Consider the following 16,516-nt stretch of genomic DNA (forward strand, 5'->3'; position numbering starts at 1 on the left):
TCTCCGACCCATGGGCAGATTCTGCCGCTGCCCGGCAGAATCTGCCCGATCATCGGGAGCCGCGGCCGATCACGCGTTGAAAGGATGCCGCCCGTGTCCACTGGTCCCGATCTCGCCGTCCCAACCCGCGCGAAAGGCATGGCGCATGCCTACCGGTTGATGGTCGATGCCGTGCAGGCGGGCGACCTCGCCGCCGCGAGCCAGGCCTATGGCAGCATGATGGAGGACTTGAGCCGCGTCGGCGTCGGTGCGGATGACACACTGGCGAAGATCGGTGTCTGCCTGCGCCAGGGCGATCTCGAAACCGCCAAGCAAGTGCTCGACCGCCTGGAGAGCCGGGCGCTGCGCGTGCTGCGGGGCTTGCGCGAGCATGCCGACTTCGCGCGCCAAGATGCGGCGCTGCAGCCGCTCGGCAAGCTGAACTGAAATCGATCAGTTGGGCGTGAAGGTCACGTGGAGCGACATCGGCGCCCGGAACTCCCAGCCGCGGAACACCGGTTCCTTGCCCGGTACCAGTTTCATATCCGGCAGTCGCTCCAGCAGCGGGCGCAGCAGCAATGGCATCAGGCGCTGCGCGAACCAGCGCCCGGCGCAGAAATGGCTGCCGAAGCCATAGGCGGCATGGCCGGTCGATCCGCGGCGGATGTCGAACGCATCCGGATCGGCATAGCGGCTCTCGTCGCGGCTGGCCGATGAGAGCACCGAGGCCACCGGCGAATCCGCGGGGATGGTGACGCCGCCCAGCGTGACCGGCTCGGTGGTCTGGCGCATCTGGGTGCCGATCGGCGCCACCCAGCGGATGCCTTCGTCCACGGCTTTCGGCAGCCAGCCGTCGAGATCGGCCTGCACGTCGCGCATCTGCGCGGGATGGGTCAGCAGCCCGACCAGCACCGACCCGGCACCATGCCCCGGCTCCTGCATGCCGCCCAGCAGCGCCACCTTGATCGAGGGCAGCAGGAAATCCCGCGCCCGCGTCTGCCCCGGCGGCATGCCGTCATGCAGCATATGCGAAAGCGCGGAGCCGTCCGGCGCGCGCTCCAGCCGCTCGAAGACCGGCAGGATCGCGGCATCGATCTCGGCACCGGCCAGGGCGGCGATCGCCTGTTTCTTCGGGTCGTTCTCGTAATTCGCGGCGCCGATCGAAAGCCCGTGGAACCAGCGCAGCAGGGTCGCGGGATCGGTCTCGCCGAAGCCGAGCGAGCGTGCCGTCGCGACGCTCGAGGCGGGCTCGAAATACTCCGACATCAGCTCGGCGCTGCCCTTGGCGGCGATGCGCTCGAGCTGCGCGGCGACGATCGGCTTGGCGAGGTCGTCGATATATTCGGCGACCGCGCGCGGCTTGTATTTCACGTCGAAGCCGCGCCTGAGCTCGCCATGGGCCGGGCCGTCGCAGGTGAGGATGGTGGGCGAGCCCATGGTGCGGTCGACCGGCGAGGTCGGCACCTCGGCCGCGAACAGCTTGGCGTTCTTGCTGACGAACTCGACGTCGGCCCAACGGGTCACGAACCAGACATTGGCCGCCGGCACAAAGGCGACCGGCGCCTCGCGCCGCAGCCGCGCATAGATCGGATAGGGATCCGCCTCCAGCGCCTCGACCGTGATCTCGTCGGCAAAAGCCATCGCATCCTCCCAGGCGGGCTCTTGCCGGCCCGTGGCGGAGAGCGTAGCAAATCGTTCGATTTAGAACAATTCCCCGCGGAACAATCGATCGGCTACTGCGGCCATTGCTTCAGCTTGTCTTGCAGGCTGGCCGGCCATTGCTCCTGGGCCGGATAGAGCCGCGGCGCCTCGCCGCCGTCCTGCATCGCCACAAACACTCTCTTGCTGGCGGGATCGATGCCGATCAGCAGGTTGGTGGAATCCTCGGCGGAATCATCGAAACAATCGCCGACAATGATGCCCTCCGGCGTCGCGTCCATCGGATCGCCCTTGCCGAAATAGCTGGTGAAGGTCTGGTAGTCCGGCCCCAGCAGCGTCTTGAAGGCGGCGAGGACATCGCCATTATCCAGCGCTTCCCAGGGATACTTGCCGATCAGCTCGTTTGCGTTCGCCCAGCTGGTGCCCGCCTTGGGCTGGAACGGCTCCGCCGCAGGCGGCTCCAGCCCCTTGGCGAAGGACCAGCGATAAACCGTGCCGTCGCGCCCGCCGATCGGCGGGAAACGCACGGTGATGATGCCCTGCTCGGCGCTGGTCTCGGCATTGTCCGAGCAAGTGCCGAAGGGTTCCGTTGCGGCTGCCTTTCCGTCGTCCACCGAAATCACCACGTAATTTCCGGGGCAGCCGTTGCCGCCGTCGGAAACCAGCAGCACGGCGGCGCCTCGGCTGCCGTCGTCGAAGGAAGTCTCGACGTCGATATAGGCATCCTCTTCCAGGATCTCGCCGTCGATCTTCGCCTGCATGCGCGATTCGCCGGTGGTCACCAGCTCCAACACCTTGCCGCCCAGGCTGGTCGTCGGCTGGTCTTGTTGCGCCAGCGCCGGCGCGGCGGCGAGCAGGCAGAGAAGCGGTGCGACTGAGATTGCACGCATGAAGGGCCCTTGGAAACAATCCATGGCCGATTCTCACCGAACCGCCGGTCCGGGACAACCGAGATAAAAGGTCTAGACGGCCCGGCTGTGACGGCCTCGTCCATCCATCGGCCCGGCCTGCAGATAGGCGTCGAAGGCCGCCGCGACCAGCCTGGCCAGGGACTGGCCGGCTTCGGTCACGCGCAGGCTGTTGCCGGAAAGCGCGGCGATCCCGTCGGCGATCAGCGGGGCGAGCCGCGCCCGCTCGGCCGGGAACTGCGCGTTCGGCAGGGCGAATTCCGCGGCCAGCGCGTCGAGATCGAGCTCGCCCGCGCACATGATCCGCTCGATCGCGGCACGGCGCCAACGATCCTCCGCCGTGAGCGCGAGCCCGCGCTGCGTCGCGAGATGGCCCGCATCGACCGCGCGGCGCCAGAGCGGAATGTCGGCGGCGTTCTGGGCATAGCCTTCCGCCGTTGCGCTGATAGCCGAGGGGCCGAGGCCGATCAGTGTCTCGCTGGCGTCGGTGGTGTAGCCCTGGAAGTTCCGCCGCAATGTCCCCTGGTCGAAGGCGATCGCGAGTGGATCCTCGGGCCGGGCGAAATGATCGAGCCCGACGCGGCGATAGCCGGCGGCCTCGATCTGCCGCGCGGCATTCGCGGCCAGCTCTGCGCGCAAGGCGGCATCGGGCAGGGCCTCTTCCACGATCAGCCCTTGATGCTTCTTCATCCAGGGCACGTGGGCATAGCCGAAGACGGCGAAGCGCTCGGGCTGCAGCGACAGCGCCTGCTCGATCGAACGCGCGAATCCCGCCCGGGTCTGATAGGGCAGGCCATAGATCATGTCGAAATTGATCCCGCCGACGCCGATCCCGCGCAGGTCGCGGACGACGTTGCGCACCAGCTCGAACGGCTGCTCGCGGTTGATCGCCCGCTGCACGATCGGATCGAAGTCCTGGATGCCGAGGCTGGCGCGCCGTAGGCCGTTTTCCTTCAGGGCCGCCAGCAACTCGCCGCTGACCCAGCGCGGGTCGAGCTCCATCGCGATTTCGGTCTCGGAATCGAAGCCGAACCGCTGCCGCAGCTCGCCCATCAGCCGCGCGAAATCCGCCGGCGCGAGCACATTCGGCGTGCCGCCGCCCCAGTGCAGCTGGCCGATGCGCCGCCGGCTCTGCAGGGCGGTCGCGACCAGTTCCATCTCACCGATGAGATGCGCGACGAAATCCTCGACCGGCGCATAGCGGGCGACGATCTTGGTGTGGCAGCCGCAATACCAGCACATCTGCCGGCAATAGGGCACATGGATGTAGAGCGAGATCGGCGCCGCGGGATCGCTCGCGGCGAGCCAGGCGCGCTGTTCATTCGGGCCGATGCCGGTGTGGAAATGCGGCGCCGTCGGATAGCTGGTGTAGCGCGGCACCGGTCGGTCATGCTTCAAGGCCAGGGCCTTGGCGGTCTCGGCGGAATCGGTCTCGGTCCTGATCTGGGTCTCGGTCACGGGGCGCCTCGCGGTAAGCCGTCGGCGCATGATCGCGGCGCGGCGCCGGCGCTTCCTTGACTTGAATCAATCCGCGGCGGATCGCCGCGCAACCTCGATTTCGAACAGCGGCAGCATGCGGTTCGGGACGACGCCGGAAGGCGCCTCGCCGCAGCGGCGGGCGCCCAGCTTCTGGTAGAAGGCGGCGGCGTTGGGATCCGACAGGATCGAGATATGGCGGGCGCCGCGTTCCGCCGCCAGCGCAAGCGCGGCGTCGAACAGCGCGCGACCGATGCCGCACCCGATGCTTTCCGGCGCCACGAAGAGATGACTGAGCTCGCACCAATGCCGCCTGCGCAGCGGCACGATCGTGGCGACGCCGCAAGGCTGCGCCGCCGCGAAAGCGGCCAGGACGCTGCCCGCCTCGATCTCCCGTTCGCGGATTTGAAGCAGCCGCGCCGCGGCGGCCATGAAGACGGAATCATAGCCCCAATGCGCCTTCGAGCGGACGCAGAGCGCCGTCAGGATCGTTGCCTCGCCCGCACGGGCGGGGCGTATGGTAAAATCGGTGACGGACATCGGCATGCAGTGCGGCTGGCAAGCGGTCAGTCGGCTCCCCATATACTCCCTTCGAGGAGATTTCCATGGCCAAAGCAGTCGGCGGCATCGGGTGTTGGCTGGTCGGCGCCGCGGCGGCGCTGCCGCTGCTCTGCGCCCTGCCGGCCGCGGCGCAGGAGGCGCCGGACCAGTTCGACGCTGCCAACGCCGAGACCCGTCGCTACTCCGAGATCCAGAACCAGTTGCGCAACCAGGCCCACGATCTGCGGAACGACCGGGCCAGGGGCCTGTTGCATTGCCAGGGCGCCGGCGCCGCGGCGGCGCAAAAGGCCTGCGCCGGCAATCTCGATCTCAACCTGCGCCGGCGCGGCCTCGATCTCTACAACCAGACGATCCAGCAGCGGAACAGCCACAACCTGATCCTCAAGGGCACGGGCGTGCACCGCGTGCCCTGAGGGACTCGTCCTGAGGCGCGCGGTCAGGGACAGGTGGACAGAATCGCGGGCGACTGCGCCGACCCCGGCGTCTCCGGCAGATCGCGGCAGGTTCCGGCGAAGCAGACCTGCCAGTCGCCACCGGTCATGCCCGAGCGGGCGAGCACCAGATTCGGCTGCACCGGCAGTTGCGGACGGTAGCGCCAATAGCGCCCGTCGAAGCGCGCATCGCCCGGAACCTCCATGCCGGCGCCGGATCCCTCGATCCGCGCCTCCACGATCTCCAGCCCCTCCGGCGTGATCCGCCAATCCTCTTCCCATCGGGTCTTCTCGACCGAGTGAGTCCAGGCCAAAGTGAAGGCGCTGGTCGCGTAGACGACCTGCGCGCCGCTCAGCAGCAGGCACAGGCTCACGCGGGCTTTCCCAGGCGCGCCCGTCGGCGCAGGCGCCAATAGTGCTGGGCCACGAAGATCGCCGAGAGGAGAAATCCGACTTCGTCGGTGAGCGGAACCGCGAGCACCAGGCTGAAGGCTGCGGCTGTCGCCAGCACGCGTTCCCACCAGGAGAGCGGCGCCGCCAGGAATCCGATCGCCGCACCGCCCCAGAGCGCGATCGCGATGCAGGCCTTGAAGACGATATAGGCGACGGCCAGCGGGAAGCCGATCTCCTGGGCCATGGCGCCGCCGTCCTGCAACATCAGCGCCGGCGCATAGACCGCCATGAAAGGCACGACGAAACCGGCGAGCGCGATCTTCACCGCCTGGATGCCGATCTTCAGTCCCGACTCTTTGGCGATCGGCGCCGCGGCGAAGGCGGCGAGCGCCACCGGGGGCGTCAGGTCGGCGAGGATGCCGAAGTAGAACACGAACATATGGCTGACGATCAGCGGCACGCCGAGATGCAGAAGGGCCGGCCCGGCCAGCGAGGAGGTGATGATGTAGTTCGGAATGGTCGGGATCCCCATGCCGAGGATGAGGCAGGTGATCATGGTCAGGATCAGCGAGAGGAACAGGCTCTTCTCGCCGATCGAGACCACGAAATCGCCGAAGGTGGTGGCGGCTCCGGTCAAAGTCATGGTGCCGACGATGATGCCGACCAGGGCGCAGGCGACGCCCACTGGGAGCGCGGTCTTGGCGCCCTCTGCCAGCGCGTCGCGGGCGAGCAGCAAGGTCGCCCGTCCGCCGCGCGTGACGACGTTCAAGGCGATCAGCATCGCCAGCACGGCGCCGATGATCCAGACGCCGTATCTCAGGAAGCTCGCCGCCGCCAGGCCGAGCACGATCCAGAACAGCACGCGCCAGGCCATCCGGGGCAGCGGCCGGGCGATTGCGCCGCCGAGCAGCAGAACCGCGGTCAGCGCGAGGCCGATGGTGCCGGAATAGAGCGGCGTGTAGCCATCGAACAGCAGATAAACCAGGGCGGCGAGCGGCAGGATGAGGTACCAGCCCTTGCGCAGCGCGGCGGTGGCGGAAGGACACTGGTCCCTGGGCAGCCCGAGCAGGCCGCTGCGTCCCGCCTCGAGATGCACCATCCAAAAGGCGGAACCGAAATAGAGCAGCGCCGGGATCACTGCGGCCTTGGCGATCTCGGCATAGGGCACGCCGATCGTCTCGGCCATGATGAAGGCGACGGCGCCCATCACCGGCGGCATGATCTGGCCGCCCATCGACGCGGTCGCCTCGACGCCGCCGGCGAAGGCGGGGCGGTAGCCGAAGCGCTTCATCAGCGGGATGGTGAACTGGCCGGTGGTCACGACATTGGCGACGCCCGAGCCCGAGATCGTGCCCATCAGCCCGGAAGCGATCACCGCCACCTTGGCGGCGCCGCCCTTGGCATGGCCCACCATGCCGAGCGAGACGTCGGTGAACAGCTGGATCATCCCGGTCCGTTCCAGGAAGACGCCGAACAGGATGAACAGGAAGATGTAGCTCGACGACACGTAGGTCGGGATGCCGTAGATGCCTTCGGTCCCGTAGGCCATCTGGTCGACGATCTGCGAAAAGTCGTAGGGCCGGTGATCGAGCGGCGCCGGCAGGTGCTCGCCCCAGAGCGCATAGGCGAGGAAGAGCCCGCTGATGATCGGCAGCGACGGCCCCATGATCCGCCAGGCGGCGACGAACAGCACCGCCAGCGCGGCGATTCCGGCCCACATGTCGGGCACAGTCGGATCGCCCGCGCGAACCACCAGGTCTTCGTAGAAGATCCACTGGTAGAGGCCGACGGCGAAGCCGAGCAGCCCGAGCCCCCAGGAAGCCGCCCGGACCGATCTTCCGGCCATGGCGGCCACGAAGGGCAGACCGAGCAGCATCAGGAACCCGACATGGAGCGCGCGCACCACCTGGCTCGGCAGGTTGAGGACATGCGCGGCGGTGGCAAGCTGATAGAGAGAGAAGGCGACCGCGATCCAGAACAGCAGCCGGCCTTCGAATGTCTTGCCGAATTCCGCCGCCAGCGGACCGGCGGGCCCTTCGGGCGATGCTGCCGTCGGGTGCGCCGGTGCCGCCGCCACCGCCGTCACATCACGCCCTTCTCCTTGTAGTACTTCTCGGCGCCGGGATGCAGCGGGACCGGCATGTCTTTGGCCGCGGTCTCGAGCTTGATGTCGGCGGCCGCCTTGTGCGCGGCGACCAGGTCCGGCAGGTTCTCGAACAGCTGCTTGGTCATCTGATAGGCCAGGTCCTCGGAGACGCCGTCATGCGTCACCAGGAAGTTGATCACCGCCGCGGTCGGCACGTCTTCCGCCTGGCCGTCATAGGTTCCGGCGGGGATCGTCTTGGCGACATAGGGGGCGCCGAGTTTGGCGATGATGTCGGCCGGCACCGCGACCATCTGGATCGGCACCGAGGTTGCAAGATCGCGGATCGACGCGACGCCGAGCCCCGCGGATTGCAGCGTCGCGTCGAGCTGGCGGTTCTTCATCAACTCGACCGACTCGCCGAACGGCAGGTACTCGGTCTTGCCGAGATCGTCGTAGGTCAAGCCGGCAGCACCCAGGATCGCACGGGCGTTGAGCTCGGTGCCGGATTTCGGTGCGCCGACCGAGAGGCCCTTGCCCTTCAGGTCGGCCAGCGTCTTGATGCCGGACTCCCTGGACGCGACGATCTGGATGTAGTTCGGATAGATGGCGGCGAGCCCGCGCAGCTTGTCGAGCTTGCCCTTGAATCCCGCATCCGCATTGCCGTCCCAGGCGAACTTCACTGAATCGCCCAGGGCGAACGCGATCTCGCCCTTGCCGGCCTGGAGCAGGTTGAGATTCTCCACCGAGGCCTTGGTCGCCTGGACTTGGGTCCGGGCCTCGGGAATCTTGTCGCCATAGATCTTGGCCAGGGCGGCGCCCAGTGGATAGTAGACCCCGCTGGTCCCGCCGGTCAGGATGTTGACGAACTGGCTGGCGAAGACCGACGGCGCTCTGGCGACGAGCGCGAGGCCGGCCGTGCCGGCGACAAATCCACGGCGGGTGATGACGGTCATCCTGTCCTCCCTGATGCGTTTTCCCTGCTGGGTTTTCTTTGGATCGGCGGTCGCGAAGAGACCGGCGTGATGGCGCTGATGCCCGGAACGGCCGCCGGAACGGAATTATTGCCGAGATCCTCCGGCGTGGCATCCCTTGATTTGGCTCAAGGGAGCATTTTCGGGTTGCGACTTTAGTCTAGATCGGAGCTTTGCCGGTCGGTCGCGAACCGCCTGGCGAAGCAGATGGATCAGCCGATCGCCGCGAGCGCCCGGCGCGAGAGCTTGGCCCATTCGCGCTCGTCGTCGTTGACGTTGAAGCGCTTGGCGTGGTCGAGGACGCGTTCGAGCTCGGTCTTGGCGCGGCTTTGCTGTCCGTCGCGCCAGAGAATCTCCGCATAGCGATAGCGCGCCTCGAGCCCGACCGAATGGCTGAGCAGGCCTTCGAGCTCGGCCAGGGCCGCGACCCGGTCGCCGCCGGCATCGGCGGCGCGCGCGCTCAGGATCGCGACCTCCTGGCGATAGTAGTCCGGATGGTGGCTCCGGAGCTCGCCGAGCGTCGCCCGCGCCTCGTTCGGCTGGTTGTTGAAATAGTAGGCGCGGGCGAGGCCGAGCAGCAGGTCCGGCGCGTTCTGGTACTGGCCTTCACGGGCGCCGCGATAGATCCGGATCGCCTCGTCGAACATGCCGCGCTCGGTGCATTCGGCGGCGAAGCTCACGCGGTTGGCGATGCTGCCGCAGACTTCCATCTCGGCGGCGCGGCGCTGCAGCTCCTTGTCGGGGGCGATCGCCTTGGCGATGTCGCTGCCGAACTTCATAACGCGGCGCTGCTCGCGGCTCCCCGGCACGATCTCGTAGAGGAAGTAGAACACCGACCCCAGCAGCGGGAACAGCAGGATGCAGAGGATCCACCATAACGGCCGACTGTGCCGCAGAACATGGATGATGGTGAAGATATCGAGTGCCAGAACGGCGATGCCAACAATCGGCATGGTCTTCCCCGAGGGCCGTACGCGCGTGTCATGAAACCGCAACCGGCGGTTCAGTGTTGGGCGTTCCTATACCATCGCGGCGGCAGTGTGAGAAGACCCCCTGCCAAAGCAGAAGGGCCCGCATCCTTCCGGATGCGAGCCCTTCGCTGTGACGAATGAGCTGTGCGCTTGGACTTAGAAGTCCATGTCGCCCATGCCGCCCATGCCGCCGCCCGGGCCGCCCATCGGGGCCGCCTTCTTCTCCGGACGCTCGGCGATCATCGCCTCGGTGGTGATCAGCAGGGCCGCGACCGAGGCCGCATCCTGCAGGGCGCAGCGCACGACCTTGGTCGGGTCGATGATGCCGGCCTTCACCATGTCCACATACTCACCGGACTGGGCGTCGTAGCCCCAGTTGGTGGACTTGGACTCGAGGAGCTTGCCCGAGACCACGGCGCCATCGACGCCGGCGTTCTCGGCAATGAGCTTCACCGGGGCGAGGATCGCGCGGCGGATGATGTCGACACCGACCTTCTGGTCGTTGTTGTCGTACTTCACCTTGTCGAGCGCCTTCACCGAGTAGAGCAGGGCCACGCCGCCGCCGGCGACGATGCCTTCCTCGACCGCGGCGCGGGTCGCGTGCATCGCGTCATCGACGCGATCCTTGCGCTCCTTCACCTCGACCTCCGAGCCGCCGCCGACGCGGATCACCGCGACGCCGCCGGCCAGCTTGGCCAGACGCTCGGCCAGCTTTTCCTTGTCGTACTCGCTGGTGGTCTCTTCGATCTGGGCGCGAATCTGGTTGCAGCGGCCCTCGATCTCCTTCTTCTTGCCGGAGCCGTCGACGATCGTGGTGTTCTCCTTCTCGATCACCACCTTCTTCGCCTTGCCCAGCATGTCGAGCGTGACGCTCTCCAGCTTGATGCCCAGGTCTTCAGAGATGACCTGGCCGCCGGTCAGGATCGCGATGTCTTCCAGCATCGCCTTCCGGCGATCGCCGAAGCCCGGCGCCTTCACGGCCGCGACCTTCAGGCCGCCGCGCAGCTTGTTGACCACCAGGGTCGCCAGCGCTTCGCCTTCCACGTCCTCGGAGATGATGAGGAGCGGACGGCCCGACTGCACCACCGCCTCGAGCACCGGCAGCATCGCCTGCAGCGACGAGAGCTTCTTCTCGTGCAGCAGGATGTACGGGTTCTCCAGCTCGGTGATCATCTTCTCGGCGTTGGTGATGAAGTACGGCGAGAGATAGCCACGGTCGAACTGCATGCCTTCGACGACTTCGAGCTCGGTCTCGAGGCCCTTCGCCTCTTCGACGGTGATGACACCCTCGTTGCCGACCTTCTGCATCGCCTTGGCGATCATGTCGCCGATCTCTTTTTCGCCGTTGGCGGAGATGGTGCCAACCTGGGCGATTTCCTCGGAGGTCGAGACCTTCTTGGAGCGCTTCTTCACGTCCTCGACCACGGCGTCAACCGCCGCGTCGATGCCGCGCTTCAGGTCCATCGGGTTCAAGCCCGCCGCGACGGCCTTGGCGCCTTCGCGAACGATCGCCTGCGCGAGCACGGTCGCGGTGGTGGTGCCGTCACCGGCGAGGTCGTTGGTCTTGGAAGCGACCTCGCGCAGCATCTGCGCGCCCATGTTCTCGAACTTGTCGGCGAGCTCGATCTCCTTGGCGACGGTGACGCCGTCCTTGGTGATGCGCGGCGCGCCGAACGACTTGTCGATGACGACATTGCGGCCCTTGGGACCCAGGGTCACCTTCACCGCGTTGGCGAGGATGTCGACGCCGCGGAGCATGCGCTCGCGGGCGTCGCCGGAAAAGCGAACGTCTTTAGCAGCCATTGTTCTCTATCCTTATTGTTGCGTTGAAGCGGCGCTTGGGTAACGACGGCGTCGTTACTCGGCGGCCTTCTTCTTGGAAGCCGCACCCTCGATGATGCCGAGGATGTCCGATTCCTTCATGATCAGCAGGTCTTCACCGTCGATCTTCACCTCGGTGCCCGACCACTTGCCGAACAGGATGCGGTCGCCGGCCTTGACGTCCAGCGGCGTCAGCTTGCCGTCTTCGCTCTTGGTGCCCGCGCCGGCGGCGATGACTTCGCCCTCTTGCGGCTTTTCCTTGGCGGTGTCGGGAATGATGATGCCCCCCGCGGTCTTCTCAACGCCTTCGATGCGGCGCACGAGAACGCGGTCGTGAAGCGGGCGGAACTTCATGGAGATCCTCCGTATGGATTGAAAGTGGCGTCCCTGGTTTCCGCCGGAGAGGGGGTGGCAGCCTTCTGATCCCAGCGGGCTGTTAGCACTCTCATCCGACGAGTGCCAGCGATGTAGGCCGATACCCCCGAGGCGTCAAGGGCTAAGAGTTCGGAAACGCTGGCAAATTTGTGAAATCTGAGCGGCGCGCTCATGCTGCTTAGCAGCAATCCACGACAGAGAGTGCTAAGTTGCTGAAAAATAAGCACTCTTCAAACATTTGTTAAGGAACGAAGACCATGCTTCCTGCTATGGTTAAATACGGGTCTGAGTCGCTGGCTTCGATCCCGAACGGACGAGCAGGCGCCTTGGGGACCCGGTCACAACAGACTGGAGGTTGCCTTGATCGCGCGTTCCGGACTGGCCTTGCAGCTCAACGACTACCGCCTGACCACCGCCCAGATCCTTTACCACATGCCGGATCATCCCGGCCTCCTACAGACCTTCGTCTGGCAGGACTACGACCTCGCCCCGAAATTCCCGAGCCTGCGCCGCTTCCTGGATTTCTGGAGCGCCAATCTCGACGGCAAGCTGCACTCGGTCCAGGTGGCCTCCGCCGAGCTGATCACGCCGCCGCAATGGCGCAATGCGCAGGCGCTGCTGACCGTGCACTGACTTCCCGGGACGCATGACAGGCCGGACCCGGCCTGTTAAAGCTTCGGCCCATCACGGGCGGCCGGAGTCGGAAAAGCGTGCTGCGTCGAGTTTACGATTGGGTGATGCGGCTCGCCCACCACCCGCGCGCCGCCTGGGCGCTGTTCGCGGTCAGCTTCACGGAAAGCTCCTTCTTCCCGATTCCGCCGGACGCCATGCTGATCCCCATGGTGCTGGCCGACCGGCGCAAGGCCTGGTTCTACGCCCTGGTCTGCACCATCGCCTCGGTCCTGGGCGCCCTGCTTGGCTACTGGATCGGCCACGCGCTCTATGAAGGCATCGGCAAGCCGATCATCGCCTTCTACCATCTCGAGCCGTCGATGCAGGGCTTCATCGACGATTTCAACGAATACGGCCTCTGGATCATCCTGATCAAAGGCCTGACCCCCATTCCCTATAAGCTGGTCACCATCGCCAGCGGGGTGGCCGGTTTCGCGCTCACCCCCTTCATCCTGGCCTCGATCGTCACCCGCGGATTCCGCTTTTTCCTGGTGGCGGGTTTGCTCTATTTTTTCGGGGAACCGATCCGGGACTTCATCGAACGCCGCCTGACCCTGGTCACCACCGCTTTCATCATCCTGGTGGTGGGCGGTTTCGTGGCTCTCAAATATCTCGGCTGAGGAAAATTTGGCCCGCACCTATTCGCAGTTTCAGCACCGCCGCGCCGCCGGCATCGATCCCCGCGATGTGCCGTGGATCGTGACCCTCATGGCCTTCGCCGCCCTCTGCGTCGCCTGGCTGGCGCAATACGGCGCCGGCCTTGCGCCTTGCGAGCTCTGCTATCTGGCGCGCTACGCCTACTGGGCCACGATCGCGCTCGGCATCGTGGCGATCTTCTTCAGCCGCAAGCCCAAGGCGCGGAAGTTCTGGCTTACCCTGGTTGGCCTGGCGCTCTTGGGCGTGGTCGGCATCTCGATCTTCCATGTCGGCGTCGAGCAGGGCTGGTGGCAAGGGAGCTCGGCCTGCGTCGGCGAAAGCACCGCCGGCATGAGCACCGAAGATCTGACAAACGCCATCATGAACGCGCCGGTCACCCGCTGCGACGAGCCCGCTTTCGTCTTCCTCGGCATCTCCATGGCCGGCTATGACGCGATCTATGCGGCCTTGCTCGCCTGGTTCACCTTCTGGGGCGCCACCCGGCGCGCGCATCGATGAGCGCTGCCGAGAAGCGCACCGCGGAAGACCGCCTGCCCGGCGATCCCACAAAGGCGCAGCTGATAGACCGCATCATCCGCGTCGATCACGCCGGCGAATATGGCGCCAAGCGGATCTACGAAGGCCAGCTCGCGATGCTGAAGGGCAAGCCCGAGGCCGCGGTGGTGCGCCACATGTATGAGCAGGAGCTCCAGCACCTGAAGGAATTCGAGCGCCTGATGGTCGAGCGCCGCGCGCGTCCCTCGGCGCTCACGCCGCTCTGGCACGTCGCCGGCTTCGCGCTGGGCGCGGCGACCGCGCTGATGGGCCCGAAGGCGGCGATGGCCTGCACCGTCGCGGTCGAAGAGGTGATCGACGAACACTACCGCGAGCAGGCGGAGAAGCTCGGCGCCGACGAGAAGCCGCTTCAAGCGACGATCGAGAAATTCCGCGCCGAGGAAGTGCAGCACCGCGACACCGGCTTGGCGCACGGCGCCGAGCAGGCCACGGCCTATCCGGTCCTGACCCAGGCGATCAAGGCCGGCTCCAGGCTCGCCATCTGGCTCGCGGAACGGGTCTAAAGGATCCCCCGCCCCCGAATCGGGGGAGGGCCGGGGTGGGGGTACGTGACACCGCTTCAGCGGGGCTTGCGCCTATGCACACAGTCCGCACCCAGTACAAAACGCTCAGCCGCGCGATCCGCCTCCGCGCGGAGATGACCGATGCTGAGAAGAAGCTCTGGCGCCATCTTCGCGGCCGTCAGCTGGACAGTCGCCAATTTCGCAAACAAGTAGAGATCGGCGACTATGTCGTCGACTTCTGTTGTTTGAAAGCGCGGTTGGTCATTGAAGTCGATGGGGGCCAGCACGATGCGCGGGCGGCGCAGGATGAAGCCCGAACAAAGTGGCTGAACGCTCAGGGGTATCGCGTCATCCGCTTCTGGAACAACGAAGTGCTCCAGAACATTGAGGGTGTGTTGCAGGAGATCGTGCGCGTGTTGGAACTCCCGCGCCTACGCGATGTTTCGCACCCCCACCCCAACCCTCCCCCGATTCGGGGGAGGGGGTAGGAGAGTCACAGCTCTCGCAACGTCTCGCTGCGGTCCCCGCCCCCGAATCGGGGGCGGGTTAGGGTGGGGGTACGAGACACCCTCACCCCACCAGCCCGAGCTTCTTCTCCAGATCCAGCATCCAGTGCACCAGCGGGCCGATCAGGAACGCGAAAGCCAGCGTGCCCAAGCCGACCGAACCGCCGAGCCACCAGCCGATCCCCAGCACCGAGACCTCGATGATGGTGCGCGCGACGCGGATCGAGAGGCCGAGCTTCTGGTGCAGCCCCAGCATCAGCCCGTCGCGCGGGCCGGCGCCGAGCTTGGTCGGGAGATAGAGCGCGCTGCCGATGCTGATCACCAGGATCCCGCCCAGCATCAGCGCCCATTGCTCGATGGGACCCTGCGGCGCCGGCACATAGTCGAGCGCCACATTGGTCATGGGGCCGATGCAGAGCACGTTCAGGACGGTGCCGATGCCCGGCTTCTGCTTCAGCGGCAGCCAGAACAGCATCACCGCCGCGCCGACGATCACCGCCGCGGTGCCGATCTTCATGTCCAGCTGCAGCGCCACACCCTGGTGGAATGCGTCCCACGGCCCGAGGCCCAGGTCGGCCCGCACCATCATGGCGATGGCGAGGCCGTAGCAGGCAAAGCCCAAGAACAGGAAGATCCAGCGCTTCAGGTCACGCATGCGAATGGCAGCTTCAGACGAACTGCTTCGCCAGCTTCAGCCCCTGGTTCTGGTAGTTCGAGCCGATGCCCTGGCCATAGAGCTTGTCGGGCCGGGTCGCCATCCGCTCATAGCGCAGCATGGCGACGGTCTGGCCATGCTCCAGCATGAAGGGCACGTCATGCGAGCGCACTTCGAGCACCGCCCGGCTGCCGCCGGTCGAGAGGTCCCAGCCGAAGCCGGGATCGAAGAAGCCGGCATAATGGACGCGGAACTCGCCGACCGCGGTGTCGTAGGGGATCATCTCGGCCGCGAAATCCGGCGGCACGCGCACCGCCTCGCGGGTGGCGAGGATATAGAACTCGTCGGGATCGAGAATGAGCCGCGGCGCGCCATAGCGGTGGATCGGCTCCCAGAAATCGGCGGTGTCGTAGATCCCGACCTTGTCGACGTCGATCCGGTCGGTGTGCTTCTTGGCGCGATAGCCGATCAGCGTCGAATCCGGGCTGCCGACGAGGTCGATGGTGACGGCGACATTCTTGCCGCGCAAAGGCTTCGGCGTGCCGTCGATCTTCACCAGGTCGCCGGCATCATGCATGCGCTGCAATTCACTCGCCGCCAGCGCAGGCGAGCCGCGGCGGAAGCGGATCTGGTTCAGCCGCGATCCCTGCCTAGCCACGATGCTGAAGGTCTTCGGCGTGATCTCGGCGTAGAGCGGTCCGCAATAGCCGTTCTCGACCTCGTCGAAAACCTGGGCGCGGTCGGCGATCATCCGCGTCAGGATGTCGAGCCGTCCGGTCGAGCTCTTCGGGTTGGTGACCGCGGTGATCCCGCTCTTCAATTCCAGATGTTCGAGCAGCGGCACCACATAGACGCAGCCCTTCTCCAGCACCGCGCCTTCGGTGAGGTCGATCGCGTAGCCGTCGAGCTCCTTCACCCGGTCGAGTACCGTCGAATCCGGCCCGGGCAGGAAGCTCGCCCGCACCCGATAGGCGACCGGTCCCAGGCGGAGGTCCATGCTGGCCGGCTGCAGCTGCGCCGGGTTGATCTCCTCGGTCGCCCAGATCTCCTTTTCGCGGATCATGGTCTGCAGCGCCTGATAGGGCAGCACGCCGGTGCGCACGTCGCGGCTCACCGCCGCGATCGCGGTCTCGACAAAAAGGCTGCTGGTCGCTTCCGACATACCGACTCCAAGGTGGCGATGGGCGCCGCGGAGGGCCAAATGAGCGCAAATCGCGCAGGGAAGCAACTAAGCGTTCATCCCCGATTTTCCGAAGTTATCCACGACTCGGTGCACAAAGGCCGCGGCTGATACTCCGCCGTCATCCCGCGGCTAGGCCGCTGGATCCGCGCCTCGG

The 16,516-nt window shown here is 66.3% G+C and carries 19 protein-coding genes; 7 read left to right on the top strand and 12 right to left on the bottom strand.

Annotated elements, in window-relative coordinates:
• Positions 1 to 93 precede the first annotated feature (93 nt).
• Positions 94 to 426 (top strand): hypothetical protein, encoded by a 333-nt coding sequence (locus tag ACYQ4T_RS18585; protein WP_459857284.1) that lies wholly within the window; start codon positions 94 to 96, stop codon positions 424 to 426.
• 6 nt (positions 427 to 432) lie between these two features.
• Here the strand turns inward: ACYQ4T_RS18585 and ACYQ4T_RS18590 are convergent, their stop codons facing one another.
• The 4 genes from ACYQ4T_RS18590 to ACYQ4T_RS18605 form a co-directional block, all read right to left on the bottom strand.
• Positions 433 to 1,620: a cytochrome P450 gene (locus ACYQ4T_RS18590; RefSeq protein ID WP_459857286.1), complete on the bottom strand. Its 1,188-nt coding sequence runs from the start codon at positions 1,618 to 1,620 to the stop codon at positions 433 to 435.
• Between the two features lie 92 nt (positions 1,621 to 1,712).
• The gene (locus ACYQ4T_RS18595; protein ID WP_459857287.1) at positions 1,713 to 2,528 is read right to left on the bottom strand and encodes a hypothetical protein; all 816 of its coding nucleotides are present in this window, start codon (positions 2,526 to 2,528) and stop codon (positions 1,713 to 1,715) included.
• Positions 2,529 to 2,600: 72 nt separating this feature from the next.
• On the bottom strand, positions 2,601 to 4,004 hold the full coding sequence (gene hemN, locus ACYQ4T_RS18600) for an oxygen-independent coproporphyrinogen III oxidase (protein WP_459857289.1): 1,404 nt from the start codon (positions 4,002 to 4,004) through the stop codon (positions 2,601 to 2,603).
• A 66-nt stretch (positions 4,005 to 4,070) separates the two neighbouring features.
• Entirely contained in the window at positions 4,071 to 4,568 is a 498-nt protein-coding gene (locus ACYQ4T_RS18605; RefSeq protein ID WP_459857291.1) for a GNAT family N-acetyltransferase, read from the bottom strand.
• A gap of 59 nt (positions 4,569 to 4,627) precedes the next feature.
• Between ACYQ4T_RS18605 and ACYQ4T_RS18610 the strand changes: the two genes are divergently transcribed.
• On the top strand, positions 4,628 to 4,996 hold the full coding sequence (locus ACYQ4T_RS18610; RefSeq protein WP_459857293.1) for a hypothetical protein: 369 nt from the start codon (positions 4,628 to 4,630) through the stop codon (positions 4,994 to 4,996).
• Between the two features lie 23 nt (positions 4,997 to 5,019).
• Here ACYQ4T_RS18610 and ACYQ4T_RS18615 read toward each other — a convergent pair whose 3' ends face one another.
• The 6 genes from ACYQ4T_RS18615 to groES form a co-directional block, all read right to left on the bottom strand.
• Positions 5,020 to 5,388, bottom strand: a complete 369-nt coding sequence (locus ACYQ4T_RS18615; RefSeq protein ID WP_459857295.1) for a DUF1850 domain-containing protein — start codon at positions 5,386 to 5,388, stop codon at positions 5,020 to 5,022.
• The gene (locus tag ACYQ4T_RS18620) at positions 5,385 to 7,493 is read right to left on the bottom strand and encodes a TRAP transporter permease (RefSeq protein WP_459857298.1); all 2,109 of its coding nucleotides are present in this window, start codon (positions 7,491 to 7,493) and stop codon (positions 5,385 to 5,387) included. Before ACYQ4T_RS18620 ends, ACYQ4T_RS18615 begins: the two co-directional genes overlap by 4 nt.
• Entirely contained in the window at positions 7,490 to 8,446 is a 957-nt protein-coding gene (locus ACYQ4T_RS18625; RefSeq protein ID WP_459857301.1) for a TAXI family TRAP transporter solute-binding subunit, read from the bottom strand. Before ACYQ4T_RS18625 ends, ACYQ4T_RS18620 begins: the two co-directional genes overlap by 4 nt.
• Before the next feature lie 230 nt (positions 8,447 to 8,676).
• The gene (locus ACYQ4T_RS18630; RefSeq protein ID WP_459857303.1) at positions 8,677 to 9,417 is read right to left on the bottom strand and encodes a tetratricopeptide repeat protein; all 741 of its coding nucleotides are present in this window, start codon (positions 9,415 to 9,417) and stop codon (positions 8,677 to 8,679) included.
• Positions 9,418 to 9,591: 174 nt separating this feature from the next.
• Entirely contained in the window at positions 9,592 to 11,238 is a 1,647-nt protein-coding gene (gene groL, locus ACYQ4T_RS18635; protein ID WP_459857305.1) for a chaperonin GroEL, read from the bottom strand.
• 54 nt (positions 11,239 to 11,292) lie between these two features.
• Positions 11,293 to 11,610 (bottom strand): co-chaperone GroES, encoded by a 318-nt coding sequence (gene groES, locus ACYQ4T_RS18640; RefSeq protein ID WP_459857309.1) that lies wholly within the window; start codon positions 11,608 to 11,610, stop codon positions 11,293 to 11,295.
• A 381-nt stretch (positions 11,611 to 11,991) separates the two neighbouring features.
• Between groES and ACYQ4T_RS18645 the strand changes: the two genes are divergently transcribed.
• The 5 genes from ACYQ4T_RS18645 to ACYQ4T_RS18665 all read left to right on the top strand — a co-directional run bounded on the left by ACYQ4T_RS18645 (position 11,992) and on the right by ACYQ4T_RS18665 (position 14,506).
• Positions 11,992 to 12,264 carry an usg protein gene (locus ACYQ4T_RS18645; protein ID WP_459857311.1) on the top strand — a complete coding sequence of 91 codons (273 nt, stop codon included), beginning with the start codon at positions 11,992 to 11,994 and terminating at the stop codon, positions 12,262 to 12,264.
• 77 nt (positions 12,265 to 12,341) lie between these two features.
• Complete coding sequence (locus ACYQ4T_RS18650) at positions 12,342 to 12,923, top strand: YqaA family protein (RefSeq protein WP_459857314.1); 582 nt, start codon at positions 12,342 to 12,344, stop codon at positions 12,921 to 12,923.
• Between the two features lie 7 nt (positions 12,924 to 12,930).
• On the top strand, positions 12,931 to 13,458 hold the full coding sequence (locus ACYQ4T_RS18655; protein ID WP_459857317.1) for a disulfide bond formation protein B: 528 nt from the start codon (positions 12,931 to 12,933) through the stop codon (positions 13,456 to 13,458).
• Positions 13,455 to 14,018 carry a demethoxyubiquinone hydroxylase family protein gene (locus ACYQ4T_RS18660; protein ID WP_459857319.1) on the top strand — a complete coding sequence of 188 codons (564 nt, stop codon included), beginning with the start codon at positions 13,455 to 13,457 and terminating at the stop codon, positions 14,016 to 14,018. The genes ACYQ4T_RS18655 and ACYQ4T_RS18660 overlap by 4 nt, the downstream gene beginning before the upstream one ends.
• Before the next feature lie 74 nt (positions 14,019 to 14,092).
• Entirely contained in the window at positions 14,093 to 14,506 is a 414-nt protein-coding gene (locus ACYQ4T_RS18665; protein WP_459857321.1) for an endonuclease domain-containing protein, read from the top strand.
• Positions 14,507 to 14,588: 82 nt separating this feature from the next.
• Here the strand turns inward: ACYQ4T_RS18665 and yczE are convergent, their stop codons facing one another.
• Positions 14,589 to 15,179, bottom strand: a complete 591-nt coding sequence (yczE, locus tag ACYQ4T_RS18670) for a membrane protein YczE (RefSeq protein ID WP_459857323.1) — start codon at positions 15,177 to 15,179, stop codon at positions 14,589 to 14,591.
• A 13-nt stretch (positions 15,180 to 15,192) separates the two neighbouring features.
• Complete coding sequence (locus tag ACYQ4T_RS18675) at positions 15,193 to 16,341, bottom strand: 2'-deoxycytidine 5'-triphosphate deaminase (RefSeq protein ID WP_459857325.1); 1,149 nt, start codon at positions 16,339 to 16,341, stop codon at positions 15,193 to 15,195.
• Between the last annotated feature and the right edge of the window lie 175 nt (positions 16,342 to 16,516).

The organism is Dongia sp. agr-C8, from assembly GCF_054658695.1.